Source organism: Novipirellula caenicola (assembly GCF_039545035.1).
Lineage (GTDB): Bacteria > Planctomycetota > Planctomycetia > Pirellulales > Pirellulaceae > Novipirellula > Novipirellula caenicola.
The window spans coordinates 101398-121303 of sequence record NZ_BAABRO010000007.1 but is presented as its reverse complement, the minus strand read 5'-3'; the positions used below and the strand labels follow the sequence as shown (position 1 = coordinate 121303).

Sequence of the window (19906 nt, the reverse complement as noted above, 5' to 3'; positions counted from 1 at the left end):
TCTGCGTTGCCTTTTTCAATAGACGTCGCGTCGCTTCGATCTCGCTCGTTGTGGACATGGCGAAAATACACCACTTCCTACACTGCTTTACGCGTTACACTTGGCACGAAACTCAGTGGGGGTGGTTCCCGTTTCGCGTTTGAACACGGCCGCCATGTATTCGGCGTACTCAAATCCGGCACGCTCGGCGATTTCATGGATCGACAAATCCGTTTCGCGAAGCAGGATCTTGATACGGTCGATTCGCACTCGCATGATTTCTTCGTGCGGGGTATGGCCAATCAGTCGCATGAAGCGATGTTCCAGTGCCCGGCGGGACAGAGAGACATGACGCAGGATGTCGGTGACACGAATATTCGCTAGCGAGTGGCGGCGGATGTAGCTGAGCGCCCGCGCCACTTCGACATCTTCGATCGCAAGCGTATCGGTCGATTGGCGGACGCGAATCCCCAGCGGTTGTGTGATCAAACGTTGGCGGGGGGACACCGGCTCGCCTTGCATCATTCGGTCCAGCAGCTCGGCGGCTTCGTAACCGGTGGATTTGGTGTCGGGAATCACGCTGGAGAGGTTTGGCTCGGCCAACTCACAAATCAACCGGTCATCGTCGACGCCTAAGACCGCAATCTCTTCGGGCACCGCGATTTCGAGTTCTCGACAAACGTCCAACACCTGCTGAGCCTGAAAGTCGTAACAAGCCATGATCGCAGCCGGCCGCGGCAATTGATTCAACCAAGTGGCGATCGCTCGCTTTTCGGTATCCCAGCTAAAGTCGGGATCATATCGAGGCGTCATCTGGTGCTCGTGGAATGAACACCCCGCCGCGATGGTCATCCGTTTGAAGTGATCACGCCGGAGGTTGGACCATTCGAACCCAGGATCGCCACAATAGGCCAACTGCGTGAATCCACGTTCGGTGAAATGTTGAACCCCCAAACGCGAGATCGCTTCGTCGTCGGTATCGGCCCAGGGGATGCCTTTGACATGACGCGCCGCGCTGAGATCGACGATCGGCAGTCCAAATTTTCTCAGACGACGGCCAATCGTATCGGTTTCAATCCGCGCGATGATGCCGTCTCCCTTCCATGTCTGCAACCATGCCGGTGGCGCCGCCCCACGCTCTTGTTCGGTCAGGTGAATGGACCAATTTGCATGGTGTTTTGCGTACGAAATGATGCCGTCTAACAACCCACGGCAATAGCCATTGGACGTTTCGATCAGTAGTGCCACAGATCGCCGCGTCATAAAACCGTTCCAAACCCAAGACTTCAAACCATGTGAAATATCTACGATCGATTGCAAAAAGTCTACTGGATCGATGCCACAATGCCAGAGAAAATACGCCTTAGCCGGGACTTGAAGGGGCGCAAGCACCCGTCGACGGGGGTGGCAACCTGTATACTTTCAAGGACCCCACCGCGTTTAAAGTGTGAAATTTATCCGATCCCGCATTCTTTCGATTCTCCCACCCGATTTTACAAGGCGAGCCTTACCGTGAGCGCATTTCCTGAAGTTTCCAAGATCAAGTACGAAGGCCCCGATTCGGACAATCCGCTCGCATTTCGTTGGTACAACCCCGACGAAGTGGTCGCGGGCAAAACGATGAAGGATCACTTGCGTTTTACCGTCACTTATTGGCACACGTTTCGAGGCACTGGCAGCGACCCGTTTGGCGGCGGCACGATGCAGCGACCTTGGGACGATGGCAGCGAATCGGTCGAAAACGCATGCAACCGAGCCCGCGCGGCATTCGAATTCTTTGAAAAACTCGATGCTCCGTTTTACGCGTTCCATGATCGCGACGTGGCCCCCGAAGGCGCGACACTAAAAGAGTCCAACGCCAATCTGGACGCGGTCGCCAAGGTGCTCGGCGAAGAACAGCAGCGAACCGGCGTCAAGCTGTTGTGGGGCACCGCCAACATGTTCAGCAATCCGCGTTTCATGCACGGTGCGGCAACGACGTGCAACGTCGAAGTGTTCGCCTATGCCGCGGCACAAGTCAAAAAGGCGCTTGAAGTCACCAAGGAACTCGGTGGCGAAAACTATGTGTTCTGGGGCGGTCGCGAGGGCTACCAGTGTCTATACAACACCGACATGAAACGCGAACTCGATCACCTCGCTCGCTTCTTTCACATGGCCGTCGACTATGCGAAAGAGATCGGCTTTAAGGGACAATTCTTGATCGAACCGAAACCTAAAGAGCCAACCAAGCATCAATACGATTCGGATGCCGCAGCCTGCTTGAACTTTTTGCGTGCCTATGATCTGACCGATCACTTCAAACTGAACATCGAAACCAATCACGCGACCTTAGCCGGTCACGAGATGATGCACGAACTCGAATACGCTGGCATGCAAGGCGCACTCGGATCGATCGACGCGAATACCGGCGACTTGCTGTTGGGCTGGGACACCGACCAATTTGCGACCAATTATTACCTGACGACGCAGATCATGTTGGTGTTGCTGAAGTACGGTTTGGCACCAGGCGGAGTGAACTTTGACGCCAAGGTCCGTCGCGAAAGCTTTGAACCCATCGACCTGTTCTACGCCCACATCGGCAGCATGGACGCGTTCGCTCGCGGCTTGAAAGTCGCCGCAAACATCATCGAAGAGGGCGCCCTGAGCAAACTGGTCGACCAGCGATACAGCAGCTGGGACGGAGAATTGGGCCAAAAAATCGAGGCGGGCAACACCTCCTTCGGCGAACTGGAGACGCTGATGCTCGAAAAGGGCGAAGCCGCTACGAACAGCAGCGGACGTCAAGAATTGCTGGAAAACATTTTCAATCGTTACTTGGACAAAAAGTAGTTTTCCCACCGGTTTGCTGCCGGCCTGTGGATCGAACCCCACAGGCCGGCGGTCACGACCGATGGTGTTTTGTATCAACGCTGTGAAGCATTTTCAGGCAGCGTCCTTGGACAGACGGTGAAGATTCATTTTTTCGCAGCTGCCTTCGCCAGAAGGTGGTGATTGAATTTACGTGGCAACCATCCACTCTCTGGCGAGCGTCGCTACAACGCATATACACCGTCATTCTCTGGCTCTAAACGCTTTACCACACTGGGCTTGCATGCTCGCGACTTGATGGCAATTGTCGCTCACGCTGACGTGACAAAATCTTGCAATTTCGACGTCGAAACTCTGCGTTCAGCCCCGCTTGGCCGGAACGTGACTTGGAGTTGGCTGCTTGGTGGATTAGAATCCAAGCGTTGTCCACAAGTCGACAGCAACGAAGAAGACCGTAACTTCGTGCCCTTTGCCGTAACAACTCACGCATTTCAGCAATCGCTTTGATTGCCCTGGTGCCGTGAGACGGCGGGCAAAACAACAAGTCGCTGAGTCACATTCGCACCAGGGATGTGACCCCACCTGACAGTGACTTTGGCTGTGAGATCGACTTGGCTGCATCACGAATTGGCTGCCCAGTCGTATCGAGGCCGCCAATTCCCTTCTTCCATCGGATTGAAACGTGAGCAGTCCCCTCTTGAATTTGCCCCTGCGTGTGTGTGTGGTGGCGATTGCGATCTCTGCTGGCACGCGATGCAATTTGCATGGCGAAGAAACAATCGACTTCAGCGACCAAGTCCGCCCGATCCTGTCGGACAAGTGCTTTCATTGCCACGGGCCGGATGCCGAAAATCAAGATTCCGAGTTCAGGGCCGACAGCGAAGAAAACTTATTCGCCGACCTCGGCGGCTACTTCGCGGTCGTCCCAGGCGATGTGGAATCGAGCGAACTGCATGTACGCATCCATAGCACCGACGAAGGCGATCAAATGCCGCCGCCGGATAGCAATCGGTCACTATCAAGCGAAGAAAAACGCATCCTCGATTTGTGGATCAAACAAGGTGCTCCGTACGAGGGGCACTGGGCCTTTGAACCCCCGCAGAAACCTCCCATTCCCGTCGAGGTGATCCAGTCGGCGGCAACGCAATCCGGTTGGGACGCCGCCACGGTCCAACGCTGGTCTATCAACCCCATTGATGCCTTTGTCGGTCGGCGATTGATTGAATCGGGGCTCGCGCCATCCTCGCCTGCGGATTGGATGACTCAACTGCGTCGTGCATCATTGACGCTGACGGGACTGCTGCCGCCGCAAGAACTTCAAGACAGAATGCAAGCAGATCCGACGGAGTCCACGTATCGCGAAGCCGTCGACCGGCTGCTCGATTCGATGGGCTACGCCGAACGTCAAACGCTACGTTGGCTTGATGCCGCACGCTACGCCGACACCGATGGTTACCAGAACGACAATGGCCGAACCAATTGGCCGTGGCGAGATTGGGTGATCAAGGCGTATCACGACAACATGCCGTTTGATCAGTTTACGATCGAGCAGCTTGCCGGTGACATGCTTCCGGCGGCCACGGATGCTCAACGATTGGCGACGACATTCAATCGCAACCATCGTCAAAACAGCGAAGGCGGAGCCCTCGCCGCTGAATTCTTCGTCGAAAACGTGATCGATCGTGTCGAAACCACCTCCACCGTCTGGATGGGATTGACGTTTGGTTGCGCCCGGTGTCACGACCATAAATACGACCCGCTAAGCCAAAAAGAGTTCTTTCAACTGTACAGCTATTTCAACAACATCGGCGAACGGGGGATCGGCAAAGGCGTCGATGCGATGCCAACGATGACGGCGGTATCGCCGTTGGCAGCAGTGCCTGATGAAATCATCGCAGCTTATGAAAACGCGAAACGCGAACGGACCGCGGCCCGCAATGGGTTGTTCCAACGTATGAATGCGTGGATCGAAGAAATCAAAGACGACTTGCCCGATTCACCCTACCGACCGTGGCGAGATGCAACGATCCAAAACGCAACGCTCCGCGGCACCGGCAAACTTCATATCAATGACGACAACACCATCGAGTACTCGACCACCGAATCCGCGCAGGGAGTGACGTATGAAATCGAACTGCAACCTTTCGCGCCGTCGGACGAAAATCCAGAACCCCAGCGGATCGACGCGTTGCAGATCGAAGCCATCGTGGACGATGCGTTTACCAAACCCAATCAATTAGCCCCCAGCTCGAACGGCAACTTTGTGCTGACCGATGTAAAGGTGTCGTCAGAGAACCAGCCGATTGAAATCGTCTCGGCGACGGCAAGTCGCCAGCAACCAAACTACAGTCCCGAGCACGTGCTCGATGACGATCTACGCTCGGGATGGGGCATCCACAGCAATCATGCCGAGAACGTCCGTTTGACCTTGGATCTGAAGACGCCCATTCATCCCGAACCCAATACGACGATCAAAGTCTCGATGAGCTTCACTCGAGATTTCCCTAACCATTCGATCGGCAAATTTCGACTGCAAACGGCGGCACGAAATGCAAACGCGGATCGCGAACATTTTATCGCAGACCAATCGATCGTGGCGATCCTGCAAAAACCATTGAAATCGCGTTCCAAGGACGAACAAACAAAGCTTTCCAATTACTACGAGTCGATTGACCCTGAATTGAAGCGAGCGGAACAACGTTTCAAAGACGCGGACCGGGCACTCAAGCGTACCGGCGCGAAGATCGCGACGGCGATGGTGATGAAAGAACGCGAGGGCGAACCGCTGCCGGCTTATCTGCTGATGCGTGGCCAGTACGATGCACCAGACAAAAGCGAAGTGCTGAAACGCGGTGTTCCTTCGGCGCTGCTTTCGTCACCGGACGCATCACAGCCCGCCGACCGACTTGAATTAGCAAAGTGGCTGGTCTCTCGCGAGCACCCACTGACCGCACGCGTGACGATCAACCGGATTTGGCAAGATCATTTCGGAACGGGATTGGTGTCGACGACTGAAGATTTCGGAGTGCAAGGCGAAGTACCCTCCCATCCCGAATTACTCGATTGGTTGGCCGTCGAGTTCATCGAATCGGGATGGGATGTCAAAGCGATGCATCGACTGATTGTCACAAGTCAAACGTACCGGCAATCGTCGCGATTGACCGAATCGGTCGCCGCGATCGATCCCGCCAATCGGCTGCTGGCCCGCGGCCCTCGTTATCGCAGCGACGGTTTTGTCATCCGTGATATTGCGCTGCAAGCAAGTGGATTGCTTCACGACCAACCAGGCGGCCCTTCGGTCAACCCCTATCAACCCGATGGTTTGTGGGAATCGTTGGCGGCCAATGCAGGAACGAAGTATCGTGTCAGCAGCGGTGATGCGTTGTACCGAAAGAGCATGTATTCGTACTGGAAACGCGCGGTCAATCCACCTCGTCAAATCATTTTTGATGCGGGTGGACGCGAGGTTTGCAATGTTCGAGTCCGACGGACCAACACGCCTCTACAAGCGTTGGTGCTGATGAATGACCCGACGTTCCTCGAAGCGGCTCGCAAACTTTCCGAACGCGGATTGCAAGCTGCAGAGCTCTCCGACGGCGAGCGAATCGCAACGATGTATCAGTGGGCGATTGCCAAACCGATCTCCGAGAGATCGACCAAGGTACTGCTCGGCTCGCTCGATTATTTCCGCAATCATTTCAAGTCGCAACCCGAAGCTGAGAGCGAACTGCTTGCGATCGGACAATCCGCTCGCGACGCGAAGCTTGACATGACCGAACACGCCGCGTGGACCTCCGTGGCTCATTTGATATTCAACCTCGATCAATTTGTTTCGGTGGAGTAAAGAACATCGAAGCAGTGAATGCCGTGGATCGTTTGGCAAGCCAATATTGAGATCGCTAAGCGATCAGCAACGAATCAGCCCATGATGGTTCCGACGTTCCTTGATCCTGATCGAACCAACTCGCGACCGCTCGAAAAATCATCTACCCGACTTCCCCCACTCCAATCGTGGACTCGTGAAGAACATGCCCAGCAAGATCCAACAACCGAATCATGTCGCCGACGAAAGTCGATTGATGCTCACGCGTCGGCATTTCTTTGGACGAACCGCCTCGGGCGTAGGCACGGCGGCACTCGCGTCGATGTTGGGCAGCGAAGCTTGGGGTAGCGAAGCCACATCGTCGGCATCCGATTTTCCCGATCCCAACGGCGTACTGAAGCAGTATCACACCCCGCCCAAAGCCAAACGGGTCATCTACCTGTTTCAAAGCGGCGCCCCCTCGCAACAAGAGCTGTTCGATCCCAAGCCGCTGCTTCAGGAACACGAAGGCAAAGAACTGCGTGACTTTGTCGACATGAACCAGCGAATCACAGGGATGACGGCGGGGCAAAGCAAGTTCCCATTGGCCGGAGCTCGCTGGAAATTCGAGAAGTTCGGCGAGTCGGGAACCGAGATGTGTAGCGAGTTGATTCCGCACATCGGTTCGCTCTCGGACGATCTGTGCCTGATTCGCTCGATGCAAACCGAAGCGATTAACCACGATCCTGCGATCACGTTTTTCCAAACCGGCCACCAATTGGCTGGACGGCCAAGCATCGGATCTTGGATGCATTACGGGCTGGGTTCGATGAACGATAATCTGCCTACGTTCATCGCAATGGTTTCGCGTGGGACGGGGCGTCCCAATTGCCAACCGCTTTACGACCGACTGTGGGGCAGCGGCTTTTTGCCGTCAACCTACGCAGGAGTCAAATTGATGAGCATCGGTGACCCCGTGCTGTACCTGAGCAACCCCGCCGGTCTCGATGCGACCACCCGTCGACGGATGCTCGATGATTTGGCCAAGCTGAACGAAGAGAAGCTTGATGAGTTTGGCGACCCTGAGATCCACACGCGAATTCAGCAGTATGAATTGGCTTATCGAATGCAGACCTCGGTTCCGGAGTTGACCGATTTTTCGGACGAACCCCAACACGTGCTCGATAGCTATGGTCCGGACGTCACCAAGCGAGGCACCTATGCGAACAACTGTTTGTTGGCACGCCGGTTGGCCGAGCGTGACGTGCGTTTCATTCAATTGTTCCATATGGGATGGGACCAACATTTCACGATGCCCAAACAATTGCCGGGGCAATGTCATGACACGGACCAACCGACCGCCGCTTTGGTCAACGACCTAAAACGACTTGGATTGCTCGAGGACACCTTGGTCGTGTGGGGCGGCGAATTTGGCAGAACCTCTTATTGCCAAGGAGCGCTGAATGCCGAGACCTATGGACGCGACCATCATCCACGGTGTTTTTCGTTGTGGATGGCCGGTGCCGGGATCAAACCGGGGATCACCTACGGTGCGACCGACGAGTTCTGCTACAACATAACCGAAACCCCGGTCCACGTGCACGATTTGCATGCAACGATCATGCAGCAAATGGGGATCGATCACGAAAAACTGACATTCCGCTTCCAAGGACGCTACTTTCGGTTGACTGATGTTCACGGTCATGTCGTCAAGGACATCTTGATCTAGCCGCCTCGGCGTTGCCCGTGACACCATGGCGGGCATCAACAAACAACCGTCATTGTCTATAGATACTTGAAAACTATATAGATCTTGCGTTTCACGCCGACTCTAGCGAGCAAATCGGCTGTGTCGCCTTGTCTCTTCGCGGTTCGTTTTCGAGTCGACGCCGTGCAACTGCTGCAATTGCTTGCACTTCAAGCATTGCGGTGCCAACAAATTCCGCAGTGCCACCACGGCACCGCTTCATCGCTGACAGCGAAAGCGGATGCTTTTACAAAAAAAGCACAGCGATCCTGCCGAACCAAGCACACCGTCACTTGAGGGGGCACCGGTACCGAAGGGGCATGGCGCAAACGCTACCGCGTCTGCTGTGCATGGCAGCTTCCCCTTGAAAATTCGAGACGATGGCGAGTTCCATGGCGTGACGAAGCCGCTACGTCGCGGCGCGGCCTGCATTGGCGCGGGGTTTGCGAACCCGACGTTATCAGGCGGTATCCGTATCAGCCGAATCTCTTTCATTCGGCAAAGTCTATTTTCTTATTCGAAGGATCCCTGTAATGCAGTTTCCGCAACGTCGTCACGCGTTTACGCTCGTTGAACTCCTGGTTGTGATTGCCATTATTGGCGTTTTGGTTGGATTACTTTTGCCAGCGGTGCAAGCTGCACGCGAAGCGGCACGGCGAATGTCATGCTCAAACAACATGAAACAAATTGGGCTTGGCTTACACAATTACCACAGCGCGTTTAATAAGTTTCCGTATTCGGCCAGCCAAGCTGGTTCGATCACCTCGGGCACCGCGATTCCCGGATTGACGAAGGTCCGCAATCATCGCGGCTGGATGGGCGTGTTGCCCTACATCGAACAGCAAAACCTTTACGAAGAAATGGACACCTCCGCATCCACCGGCGCCTACGTTCGTGACTCGGGACAAAGTACATTGTCGGGCCCCAAACCAGGCGAACCGGGCAATGCCAATGACGTGGTGATCAGCACCGCGGTACAGTCCTTTTTGTGTCCTTCGGATCCCAATCCGACTCACTACGCCACCACGTCGAGCACGTCTTATTCGATCTCGCCAGGCACCACGTCACTCGAAGGTGCCTTCACGAACTACGAGTTCAGCATTCGCCGAACCTCCTCTACCGCGCCGCGGTGGAGCCAAGACGATCTGTTGACTCGCCGCATGTTCGGCATGGACGATTCGTCTCGCATGCGAGATGTGCTTGACGGGACCAGCAACACGGTCGCGGTCTGCGAAACGCTTCGTGGCGTGCATGACGGCGTTCCGCAAACCTGGGGCTACACCAAATGGGTCGGCAACGGCGTCGATTTGGCCTACAGCTTGGGGATCAACAACTTGCTGTGTTGTGCTTGGGACACCATTCCATTTCAACGAACGCGTCAAGCAAGCCGCTTGAGTGCATGGTCCACGTCCGGCAGTGTGCATCCCGGCGGCGCTCAATTCACATTGGCGGATGGTTCGGTTCGGTTCATCAGCGAGTCGACCGAGATCTCGATCCTCCGACACTTGGCCTACATCGGTGACGGCGAAGTCATCGAAGAGTTTTAATATGTGAGAATGCGATGGTTGCATCGAATCACGCGGCAACCTGCAGATACTGATTCCGACTAACACGGCTCGCATCGGAGCCGCGACCTTCACTGGCGTATCCAAATTATTCCTCTCCTACAGTCCTCGAGGACATTAGAAAATGCAGATATTCAATCCACTCGTTTGCAGCGTTGCCATCTTGATCCTTGCCAGCATCGGTTGTGGCAGCAGCACGACGTATGACGTCGTCGCAGCATCCGGAACCGTGATGTTGGACAACAAACCGATCGAAGGTGTGTCGTTGACGCTGATCCCTCAGGCCGGGATCAAAGGACGCGGCGGCTATGCCACGAGCGCTTCCGATGGCACGTTCACATTGCAATCGGCTCCCGAGGTGATGGGCGTCGTTCCAGGCAACTACATGGTGCTGTTCCGCAAGTATGCGATGCCCGATGGCTCGCCAGTGCCGCCGGGCACATCGGCAGCCGATGCCGACTTGATCAACCAATTGCCCGAGATTTACAGTCATCCCGAGAAATCACCGATCTATGCAACGATTCCAGCGACAGGTCCCGAAGGATTGTCGTTCGAATTGAGTTCACGACCTGGCAAACGCTAGCGAGTCGTGACGTTGGTCCCAGGCCACGGGAGAACAGCGGCAAAAAAGAAAGCGAGGGTAAAAAAACGAGTCCTCCGATCGTGACGAGATCCCCCGTCGGTTCAACCGGCGGGGGATCAGCGGATCCAGGACGACAAGATTCGCTGTTCAATCCGGCGTGACTTGCGAAACGATAAAAAAATTCGCTCTTACAACCGATCATCACGATTGCAAGAGCGAATGGGAATGCACTGTGATTCCTGTCGAGGCTAAGTAGCCGTGTCGTGATGTTATGCCTGGACGCCAGCCATCTCGCGACATTCGGCTGCACATTTTTTGCACGCGGTTGCGCATTCTTGGCAATGATCCATGTCGTGTTGGCCACACTCTTTCGCGCACGCCTCACAAACTTCGGCTAACAACTCACAAGCCTTGGCACTGAACTGCGAATCACGGCTCATCAGTGCTGCGGTGGACCAGCAAAGCGTTGCACAATCGCGGTCGGTGCGAATGCAGTCGGCCATCTTCTTGACATCTTTTTCGCCCAGGCATGCCTCAGCACAGTGCTCACAGGCTTGCGCGCAGTCGAGACAGGCTTCGATACAACTAGCAAAACGTTGGTTACTCATCGATACTCTCCAATAGCGGGGACGTGGTTCAAACAACGTCAGCCATGTGCCCCGTTCACGTGGCTGTGTTTGTCAATGGATGATCGGTGCCGATCGATCGCCCAGTGTTCGGTTGGTCAACACACTCGCGATTCATCGACGCAGCATTGGTTAACGAATGAATCGATCCCACGATCCGTACGTTTCAGTAATTTTGCCTCGCGGTATTGTCAGAATCAGCACGAGCACGCCAAGCACGCTGTTGGTGATTGCAAACCCCGTGGTCGCCGAGTCGACCAACCAGGGGCCGACGATGACGGCGAGTGCCAACAACACGTTTCCATAACGTCCGATGCGAATGACTTCGCCCATCGCAATCACGGAAACGGTCACGATCAAAGCGCCGCCGAGATGTCCGATATCGGCGGCGGTGGTTTTGATATCGATTCCAAACGAGGTGGGCGCAGCCATGATGCCGACGCCCAGTGCAGTGCAGACCACCAAAGTCCATGGAAAACTCATTCCCCAAATCGAGGCTTTCAGTAGCTGCCATGGTTTTTCGGGCATTTCGATCATCTCAGGCGATCGCTCGTCTGCGGTACATCCGTCTGCCTTGCCGCCTTTCCAAAAGATTTGCCGGAGCGAGCCTCCACGATCGCCGCGTTGTTTGGCTTGGCGAACGTGCTGGAACATCGCAATCACTTCGTCCACTTCCAACGGAATCATCGGCAGCATGACCATGGCGGCCAATAAACACATCGCACACCAATGATGCACCAGCACCGGCTGCGAAATGACAAGCACGATGTGCGTCAGTCCCAGCGGGATGACCAAGACACCAAAGAACGCAACCATCCACGGCATCGTTCGCCAACGCGATGGACTTCCCATGTACCCCATCATGAATTCGAAGGTATAGGACGCAACGCCAAGCCCTCCATCGGAAATGGGCCACATGTGCGACATTTTTGAATTGAGCACCTTCTTGGATCCGCTTTCAAATCCGAAGAATGGATCCCAAACGAAATCGATGTACCCGAGCTGAAACATCGCCAGATAACGAGAGACAACAAATCCGACAAAACCGGTCGCGATCATCACCCATCGCTGCGGCCAACTCGATGGGTTGTAACTCCAACCGGGCGGAGTCGGTGGACCATGTTGCATGTACATGATCATATTGGGCATCCCGGGTATCAGGATCGTCAGCGCCATCACCAGGATTCCGACCAACGAATCGTTGACGTACGAAGCGGCCGTGGGTGCCCAAAACAGAATCGGGGCAAACGTCAACCAAACCCCAACGAAACAACATGCCCACAAGCTGTAGGGACGATTGGGTGTAAGGGATCGCCATCCCAACACCACTAGCAACACGCCCGAAACGATGTCGCTGATGGTCATCAACCAAGCACGTAACTGACGAAGCTCTGCCGTCGATTCTTCGGCAAACCAAGGCCCGCGTCCACCGCTGGGGTCCACCCACAGTGCTTCGTTCAGGTATCCGAAATTAAAGGGGGCTAAGATTAACCAGATCCCCAACATCGGCAGCGTCCAATAGATCCACAACGTTTGCTTGTGATGCATTTTCAGCATCGACAAACGATCGTCGTGACTCATCTCATGCCCACCCCCGTGATCATGCTCGCCATCGTGTTGATGCCCACCCTGTTGATGCCCACCCTTGTGTTCACCCCCGTGTTCCTGTTTCCCCCCTCGCTCCTGATCCTGGTTCGCTTTCGCATCTTGACCGCCCTGGTGATCCTTCATCATTTCCATCTCGGCCATCGGACGCGAGACGCCTCGAGATCCCATCATGCCGTGCTTCGGTTGGTCGCTCATCGTTCAGACTGGTTATCGGTTGGAGTTTGAAGCTTGGATATTCGCATCCAATACGTCAGATCACGCAAAACGAAACCGGATGCCCGATGATGCAAGCAAGGTGGCAAATACCATGCCAGGGTATCGACTGCCCTGAGGGGACAAAGACACGGCAAGGCAGGCGGACGCGGCGTCGGTTTGAAAGCCAATTCACGGGATGGGTCGCTCGGCAACGCTGACTTTTCATGGCCCTCCGCGTATTAATCGTGCGACGGGGGTGCCCCTTCTCTGCCGTGATAGGCAGGCGGCACGTAGAAGTTCACGGTCTTCAGCGGTGCATTGCCTTGATTGATGATCGCATGGGATTCATTGCGTTCAATCAGCAGTAAGGTGCCGGGTTTCAGCACATAGTCTTGCTGCTCGACCACGGCCTTGCCTTCGCCGGAGACCACGTACAACCATTGGTCGCTGCTTTCGTGACGATTTTCGGGACCGCCGGTCGAGTCTCCTTTGGCCAGCACCATGACGGCGGCTTGGGAACGCTCGTTTCCGGCGACGACGTGAAAATTAGACAGAAATTCGAGTTGCCGGCGCTGCATGGTGTGATGCTCCGTGTTCGATGGGGAAGGTGAATCGGGGAGTTGCTCAGTGTGAAGAAGACTCCGACACACCCTGTCGCTCGCCCAGCGAATCGTGAGTCGAAACACCAACGCGATCGAGCGACTGCAGTGACGAAGCATTCCTGGTCATCACCGACAATGAGCCTTCGGTTTCGATCACCACGGCGTCGACATCGCTGGGTTCCGCGACGCCATGCTGACGCATCGCAGCAAGCACTTCCTCTCGCGAAACACGCTGCTTCCGCATCGAATCGACCAGGAATTGGCCATTGAAAAAGATCAACGTCGGTTGAGCTTTGATCAATGCCTGATACTTGGGATAACGAACCGCTAAAAAGGTATTGATCAACTGCAACAAGACAAGCAAGCCCAGCGCAAGGACTCCCTGCACCAGCGAGACTTGGCTCGAGGTCATGATCGAAGCGAGCGTCGAACCAAACGCGACCGTCACCACAAGATCAAACGCGTTCATTTTTGAAAGCGTGCGTTTGCCACTGATCCGCAGCAGCATCACCAGCGAAACATACGACAACGACCCCAACACGAGCGTCCGAATCACCGGCGCCCAACCGTCGAAGATCATCTTGAGTCCAATTTCGTTCATGCCGCCTCTACCGTTGCATTTTCCGTGCCCAAAGTCCGACTGGCCAAACTCGGATGTGATGACTGCACCGAGTCTTGTTGGTACAGCAGTTGCTTGATGTGCTGATCAAATTCACGCGAAAACAAAGGAGCTCACGAGCGATGCCACAACTAACGGTTCATTGGCGACACGAAGGTTTTTCTCACGATGCGGGACAACGCAGCAACGAGGATATTTCGGGGACCAACGTCGATAGCGTCCACACGGGGGTACTGACCGACGAGCATCAAGAGGTGACCGACGGCCGGCCGGTGTTGGTCGAGGACGAAACGAGCCGCGTGTATCGAGCCGCGGATCTGCCCCCGGACACTCAAGTGGTCGTCGCGAAAGTCACCCAACCGCTTGAACCGATGCTTGAAAAAGCACGCCGCGCTGGATTCGAAGTGGTGACCGCCGGCTAGACCGAGGCCAGCTAAATCGGGGCCGGCTAGACCGAGGCCAGCTAAATCGGGGCCAGCTAGACCGAAGCCAGCTAAATCGGGGCCAACTAGATCGCGTCGTCGTCGGCGCGGTCTCAAACGACATCGGATCAACTCTTCTCTTGGCAAATTCAATGACTGTGAATCACGAATTATTATCCACCTATTTAAATGACCACCTCGCTGGCGCGACCGCGGCAACGGACGTGATCGAACGACTGATCGACGAAAACCAAGGAGAAACCCTTGGTGAATTCGCCACCACACTGCTGCAGGAAGTGGAACAAGACCGAGCGGAACTCGAAGGTTTGATCCAGCGTTATGACGCGATGCCCGGAGTGGTCAAGAAAACGATTGCATGGACCGGAGCCAAGATGAGCATGCCGAAATTCGGACGCACGACATCAGGCGATTTCGGAAACTTCCAAGCACTCGAGTTTTTGTCGCTGGGAATCTTGGGCAAACGTGCGTTGTGGACGATGCTGCAATCGCTGAGTGATCCCGAGTTACTCAGTCTCGATTACTCACGCTTGATCGAGCGTGCAGAGAATCAGTTTCAACAAGTCGAAGCGTGGCGAACCCGCACGGGAGCGTTCGCGATGAATCAAAGGACCGCCGTATGAGCCTTACCGATTCAGAATCCAAATACGACGAGACCGAACAATTTGCGACGGCACTGTTGATTGTGGACATGATCAACGATCTGGAGTTTGACGAAGGCGAACAACTGCTTGAATTTGCTTTGCCGGTTGCCAAACGGCTGCAGAAACTGAAGCAACGATTCGCCGAGCGAGGTTGGCCGGTGATCTACGCCAACGACAACTTTGGCAAATGGCAGTCCGATTTCCGAAGCCAAGTGGATCATTGTCTAGAGGACAATGTTCGCGGTAAAGCGATCGTCGAACGCTTGGTGCCTGAATCGGATGACTACTTTGTGTTAAAGCCAATGCATTCGGCGTTCTACGGCACCACGCTGGATATCCTGCTAAAGAATCTAGGGGTCAACACGTTGGTGATTACCGGCGTCGCCACTAACATTTGCATCTTGTTCACGGCCAATGACGCCTACATGCGTGACTACCGGATCTGGATCCCTAGCGATTGCGTGGCCGCCAACACCGCCACTCTTTCCGAAACGGCGCTCGAGCAGGCCAGAACGGTGCTAAAGGCAAATACGACGAACTCGACCAAATTGGACTTGGACCAAATGGCGTGATGGCCTCGCCCTTGCTGGTCGCACACGGTCGGATCACCAGTCATTACAAGCGGAAGCGGATCGGCAACACTTCCTCGGACGTAACCGGATGTCCATATCGTTTCGCAGGCTGGCCCTGCCACGCCTGGACCGCTTCGACCGCCGCACGGTCCAATGATCCATGCCCGCTGGAATCCACAATTTCGACCCGCTCGACTCGCCCCGTTTTGTCGATCATCAGCTTTAACTTCACCGTTCCCTCCAAGCGACGAGCGACCGCGTCGGCGGGGTATTCAGGGGGAGCATTGGCCGAAAAATCGGCGGGAGTCCGATCGGAGATCCCTGCCAAGGGTTCCAGCGGATTCATCGAAACGCTGGGAGTGAATGCTGCTGTCGGTGGTTGACGCGGACGCTCCGCAGTGACCTCGGTTACGCTCGGCAGCTCGCGTTTGGGCTGCGATCGTCGTGCCCGCGAAACGGAAGTGGCGGTGGGCATGTCGGGCACTCGCAACACCGTCGGCACCACCGTTTTGGTGATGGTGGTTAGCCGATCGCGTGAGACGTCGTCCGCCAGCCTGTCCTCGACCACAGGTTCGGCAACAAGTGTTTCCCGTTCCCGTTCGAGCGGTACAGGCTCAAGCGGTACAGGTTCGAGCGAAACGGGCGTCGCCGACGGCATCGTCATACTCAGCTGAACGGTGACCACCTGCGAATCGCCCTGCAGCGAGAAGCGATCGATGACGGTCATCGGGACAGCACAAATCGCCGCCACCACGGTGGCGTGCAGCGTCAGGGAAAATCCCGTCGATCGTATAAAAAGGTTAAAGTCGCTCACTTGGTTAAGTATAACTTCCCCGACGTCGTTAAGCGAAGCCGATACATTTCGCTGCCGTGTTCGATCCAGACCTCGCGACGCCCTTGCAGTAGTTCCGATGACGGAATGATCTTCGGGAACGATTGCAAAGGCAGGCAATGAGACGGGGCGGCGGACGGGGCTTGGGCCGCTGCAGGCGGGGCCTGTGCGTCGGCCGATGGGGCCTGTGTAGTCACTTGCGGGGCCTGCGCGTCGGCTTCGGAGGGTTCAGAATCAGTCACGGATAATTGGGCTACGGCACTCGATCGAGGATTCAAAAAAAAACGGGGGCGAAAACCGGCCAGATCATCGCCGGCAGGCGGACCCTTTCTAAGCACGCGACGTGCCACACGGCGGCGACACGCGGAAGCACGGTGAATCCTGGGCATTTCCGGCGCCCTCGAGATCGGTCCCCACATTGCCGCGACGGATTACTCACCGCCTCAGGCGAAGTTTTCACCGTCATTTCCCGCAAATACGCTGACGGTCATTCGCACTGCGTTGACTTTGCCGGTGCCAAAGAAGGGCGATGGAGCAATCGAAGCGAGTACACCGATGAAACCGGATAGCTCGATCAGAACGATTGCAAGCGTCTAGCCCAGCTGCCACGGCCAATGCATCGTTCGGGAAATGAAGGACCAAATTGCTGTGAGAAGGATTTCACGACTCGCCATCGCGATGCTGCCGCCGCTGGGCATGATGGGCATTGGCTCGGTCGCACTAGGCGACGAAACGTTGGTCGCGGCGCCCGCACACCCCACGGTCACCTTGGCCACGCTGCTGCAGCAGGACGAACCAGCCACGTTGCCGGAGATCGAAGTTCGGCCGCCCCAGGCGCCGACGACGCCCGTCCCAGTCGAGGCTCCTGATCAGGCTTCGCGATCGACCGCAAACGCGAGCGAAACCGACGCGTCTGCAAGCGAGACGTTTGTGCCATCGAGCGACGATTTTGAAACGCCGCCGACGCCGCCTTCAAGCAATACGCCATCGCAAGCAGACGCCACGAACGAAGCGTTTTTCAACGAATCGTTCCCCTCGCTAAGCAATCAGATGTTTGGCGGCAGCGTCAACAATCCAACGGGCCTGAACAGCATCGTGCGTGGCGAGTCGGATCTGTTCAACACGCCGCAAATGGCGACCATCATCGACCGTGATCTCCTCGATCGACGCCAAGCCACCACGATGTATCGTGCGCTGCAAAACGAAGTCGGCGTCACGCTGCAACAAACCGGCAATGGACAATTGTCACCGTTCATTCGCGGTTTGACCGGTCAACAAATCCTGGTCCTCGTGGATGGCATTCGCATGAATACCAGCATCCTGCGACCGGGACCGAACCAATATGCCGCCACGATCGATCCAGGGTCGATCGAACGCATCGAAGTCATTCGCGGCGCCGAATCGGCAATGTGGGGCAGTGATGCGATCGGGGGCGTGATCAATGTCGTCACGCGCTCTGCTGACCCGCTGCGTGGTGACTACTTCAGCCCTCAGTTCAGTCAAATCTACAGCACCGCCGAAGCATCATCGTACACCCGCACTGGCTTCAGCGGCTGGTATGGAGCGACCGGAATCACCGGAGGCATCTCATACCTGGATGTCGGCAATGTCGATGTCGGAGGCGATTTTGGGCGTCAACCAGCGACCGACTACACCCAGTACGCGGGCGACATCAAACTGCAACGCATGCTTAACGAAGATTCGTTGCTGACCGTCGCGCTGCAACATTTCGAGCAACAAGATCTGAAACGCAGCGATCGCTTCCTGCCGTTTGTGCTTGGCCCGGCATCCGATGGAAGCGTGCCGACGCAGCGTCCCACGGTGTTTGATCCACAGCAACGCGATTTGATCTACGCACGACTCGAAGGGCTTGCCGCAGACGATTTGTTTTTTGCCGATGCATACTCGTTGACGTTATCCGGTTCTCGCACCAAAGAAGCAAGCGTGGTCGATCGCTATGCGAGCAACGACCCTACGGCTGAGCCGACACGGCGAGAGATCGGTGAGTTCGACGATCTCGGTTGGGGCGTGACACTTTCCGCGGTCAAAGGCATCGGCGATTTCGGGAAATTGACGTACGGCACCGATTTCTATGCCGAATCGATCAATGCCGAGCGGGTCCAGATCAACAACCCAACATCACCTGGAGCAACGCCAACAGTAACCGATCCTCAATACCCCGACGATTCCGAAGCGGACCGCGTGGGTGCGTTTTTGTCATGGAACGTACCGCTAACCAAACGACTCGATGCAACGACGAGCGTTCGCTACGAGAACATCAACGTCTCGGGGACGCCCAACTTCGACACGCTCGGCCCCACCTATTTTGAACGCTCGTATCAGGATTGGATCGCCAGTGTTGGGTTGTCGTATCGGTTGACCGAAGAAGTGCGATTGGTCGGCGGCGTTTACGAAGGCTTTCGTGCTCCGACGATCGATGATTTGACGGCAAACAAAACGTCGCTACAGAATAATGTCTCGGTGCCTTTGGTAGGCAACCTTTCGGTTCAAGCCGAGCATAGTTACACATACGAGGTCGGGCTGAAATACAACGACGACCGATTGCGATTGCAGCTGATCGAATTTTGGACCGATTTTGACAGCATCCTGGCTCGCGAAGTCATTGGGGGCTCCGACTTCCTAACCAATCAAACCGCGTACCTAAACGGTACCGAACTGAGTGGCGAATACTTGCTGTATCGCAATCTGTCGCTGTACGGGAACTTTGCCTATACGTACGGACAAATGACAAGCAGCGATGAGCCGATTTCGCGGATCCCGCCAACCCAAGGAATCTTGGGTCTGCGTTTGACGGCTCCCGAATCGCGAGCCTATTTCGATGTCTACACCTGGATGGTGCGTCGGGCGGATCGTTACAACAACGCGAACCTCGGTGATGTGCGGTTCATCTCAGGCGGGACTCCGGGTTACGCCACGCTGAATGTGCGGACAGGCCGATCGTTCGGCGAGCGGAACCAACACCAAGTCTCGCTATCGCTAGAAAACATCACCGACAAGTACTATCGAGTGCTCGGCAGCGGCGTCGACGGCACCGGTTTTAACGCGGTGTTTGGTTACCAGTACGCGATGTAAATTGGGGGTGTCGCAGATTCGTGATCTAGGTCTTCGCGATTACAGGCCGGAGGCCGACACACCCTCTGCCGTCAATGTGTCGACGATGCGGCCTTACGGTGACAGTTCGCCCCTAAACGAGCGGAGCAAGTTCACCGATGGGCATCGCACTGTTCGAGGTAACACCGTGCAAGTTCAACGTCACCAGCCCT

At 55.7% G+C, this 19906-nt stretch carries 16 protein-coding genes; 9 read left to right on the top strand and 7 right to left on the bottom strand.

Annotated elements, in window-relative coordinates; genetic code table 11:
- Positions 1 to 87: 87 nt before the first annotated feature.
- Positions 88 to 1242, bottom strand: coding sequence for an AraC family transcriptional regulator (locus tag ABEA92_RS15525; RefSeq protein WP_345684764.1), 1155 nt, complete (start codon positions 1240 to 1242; stop codon positions 88 to 90).
- 249 nt (positions 1243 to 1491) lie between these two features.
- Here ABEA92_RS15525 and xylA point away from each other — a divergent pair, with 249 nt between their 5' ends.
- The 5 genes from xylA to ABEA92_RS15500 all read left to right on the top strand — a co-directional run bounded on the left by xylA (position 1492) and on the right by ABEA92_RS15500 (position 10484).
- A complete protein-coding gene (xylA, locus tag ABEA92_RS15520) occupies positions 1492 to 2808 on the top strand; it encodes a xylose isomerase (protein ID WP_345684763.1) in 1317 nt (438 codons plus the stop codon).
- Positions 2809 to 3469: 661 nt separating this feature from the next.
- Positions 3470 to 6631, top strand: a complete 3162-nt coding sequence (locus ABEA92_RS15515; RefSeq protein WP_345684762.1) for a PSD1 and planctomycete cytochrome C domain-containing protein — start codon at positions 3470 to 3472, stop codon at positions 6629 to 6631.
- A gap of 184 nt (positions 6632 to 6815) precedes the next feature.
- A complete protein-coding gene (locus ABEA92_RS15510; RefSeq protein ID WP_345684891.1) occupies positions 6816 to 8318 on the top strand; it encodes a DUF1501 domain-containing protein in 1503 nt (500 codons plus the stop codon).
- A gap of 551 nt (positions 8319 to 8869) precedes the next feature.
- Positions 8870 to 9883: a DUF1559 family PulG-like putative transporter gene (locus ABEA92_RS15505; protein WP_345684761.1), complete on the top strand. Its 1014-nt coding sequence runs from the start codon at positions 8870 to 8872 to the stop codon at positions 9881 to 9883.
- 142 nt (positions 9884 to 10025) lie between these two features.
- On the top strand, positions 10026 to 10484 hold the full coding sequence (locus ABEA92_RS15500; RefSeq protein WP_345684760.1) for a hypothetical protein: 459 nt from the start codon (positions 10026 to 10028) through the stop codon (positions 10482 to 10484).
- 269 nt (positions 10485 to 10753) lie between these two features.
- On the opposite strand, the gene ABEA92_RS15495 is transcribed toward ABEA92_RS15500, so the two are convergent.
- From ABEA92_RS15495 to ABEA92_RS15480, 4 genes are all read right to left on the bottom strand, one after another.
- Positions 10754 to 11092, bottom strand: a complete 339-nt coding sequence (locus tag ABEA92_RS15495) for a four-helix bundle copper-binding protein (RefSeq protein WP_345684759.1) — start codon at positions 11090 to 11092, stop codon at positions 10754 to 10756.
- Between the two features lie 150 nt (positions 11093 to 11242).
- Positions 11243 to 12913 carry a vitamin K epoxide reductase family protein gene (locus ABEA92_RS15490; RefSeq protein WP_345684758.1) on the bottom strand — a complete coding sequence of 557 codons (1671 nt, stop codon included), beginning with the start codon at positions 12911 to 12913 and terminating at the stop codon, positions 11243 to 11245.
- Between the two features lie 239 nt (positions 12914 to 13152).
- Positions 13153 to 13491, bottom strand: a complete 339-nt coding sequence (locus ABEA92_RS15485) for a cupin domain-containing protein (protein ID WP_345684757.1) — start codon at positions 13489 to 13491, stop codon at positions 13153 to 13155.
- A 46-nt stretch (positions 13492 to 13537) separates the two neighbouring features.
- Positions 13538 to 14116 carry a DUF421 domain-containing protein gene (locus ABEA92_RS15480; RefSeq protein ID WP_345684756.1) on the bottom strand — a complete coding sequence of 193 codons (579 nt, stop codon included), beginning with the start codon at positions 14114 to 14116 and terminating at the stop codon, positions 13538 to 13540.
- A gap of 140 nt (positions 14117 to 14256) precedes the next feature.
- On the opposite strand from ABEA92_RS15480, the gene ABEA92_RS15475 reads away from it, so the two are divergent.
- From ABEA92_RS15475 to ABEA92_RS15465, 3 genes are all read left to right on the top strand, one after another.
- A complete protein-coding gene (locus ABEA92_RS15475) occupies positions 14257 to 14556 on the top strand; it encodes a hypothetical protein (protein ID WP_345684755.1) in 300 nt (99 codons plus the stop codon).
- 152 nt (positions 14557 to 14708) lie between these two features.
- Complete coding sequence (locus tag ABEA92_RS15470; protein ID WP_345684754.1) at positions 14709 to 15197, top strand: hypothetical protein; 489 nt, start codon at positions 14709 to 14711, stop codon at positions 15195 to 15197.
- The gene (locus ABEA92_RS15465; RefSeq protein WP_345684753.1) at positions 15194 to 15790 is read left to right on the top strand and encodes a cysteine hydrolase family protein; all 597 of its coding nucleotides are present in this window, start codon (positions 15194 to 15196) and stop codon (positions 15788 to 15790) included. Before ABEA92_RS15470 ends, ABEA92_RS15465 begins: the two co-directional genes overlap by 4 nt.
- Positions 15791 to 15833: 43 nt before the next feature.
- Here the strand turns inward: ABEA92_RS15465 and ABEA92_RS15460 are convergent, their stop codons facing one another.
- Together ABEA92_RS15460 and ABEA92_RS15455 are read right to left on the bottom strand one after the other, a co-directional pair.
- Positions 15834 to 16604 carry an energy transducer TonB gene (locus tag ABEA92_RS15460; RefSeq protein ID WP_345684752.1) on the bottom strand — a complete coding sequence of 257 codons (771 nt, stop codon included), beginning with the start codon at positions 16602 to 16604 and terminating at the stop codon, positions 15834 to 15836.
- Positions 16601 to 17011: a hemin uptake protein HemP gene (locus ABEA92_RS15455; protein WP_345684751.1), complete on the bottom strand. Its 411-nt coding sequence runs from the start codon at positions 17009 to 17011 to the stop codon at positions 16601 to 16603. Before ABEA92_RS15455 ends, ABEA92_RS15460 begins: the two co-directional genes overlap by 4 nt.
- A 259-nt stretch (positions 17012 to 17270) precedes the next feature.
- On the opposite strand from ABEA92_RS15455, the gene ABEA92_RS15450 reads away from it, so the two are divergent.
- Positions 17271 to 19715, top strand: coding sequence for a TonB-dependent receptor plug domain-containing protein (locus tag ABEA92_RS15450; RefSeq protein WP_345684750.1), 2445 nt, complete (start codon positions 17271 to 17273; stop codon positions 19713 to 19715).
- Positions 19716 to 19906 lie beyond the last annotated feature (191 nt).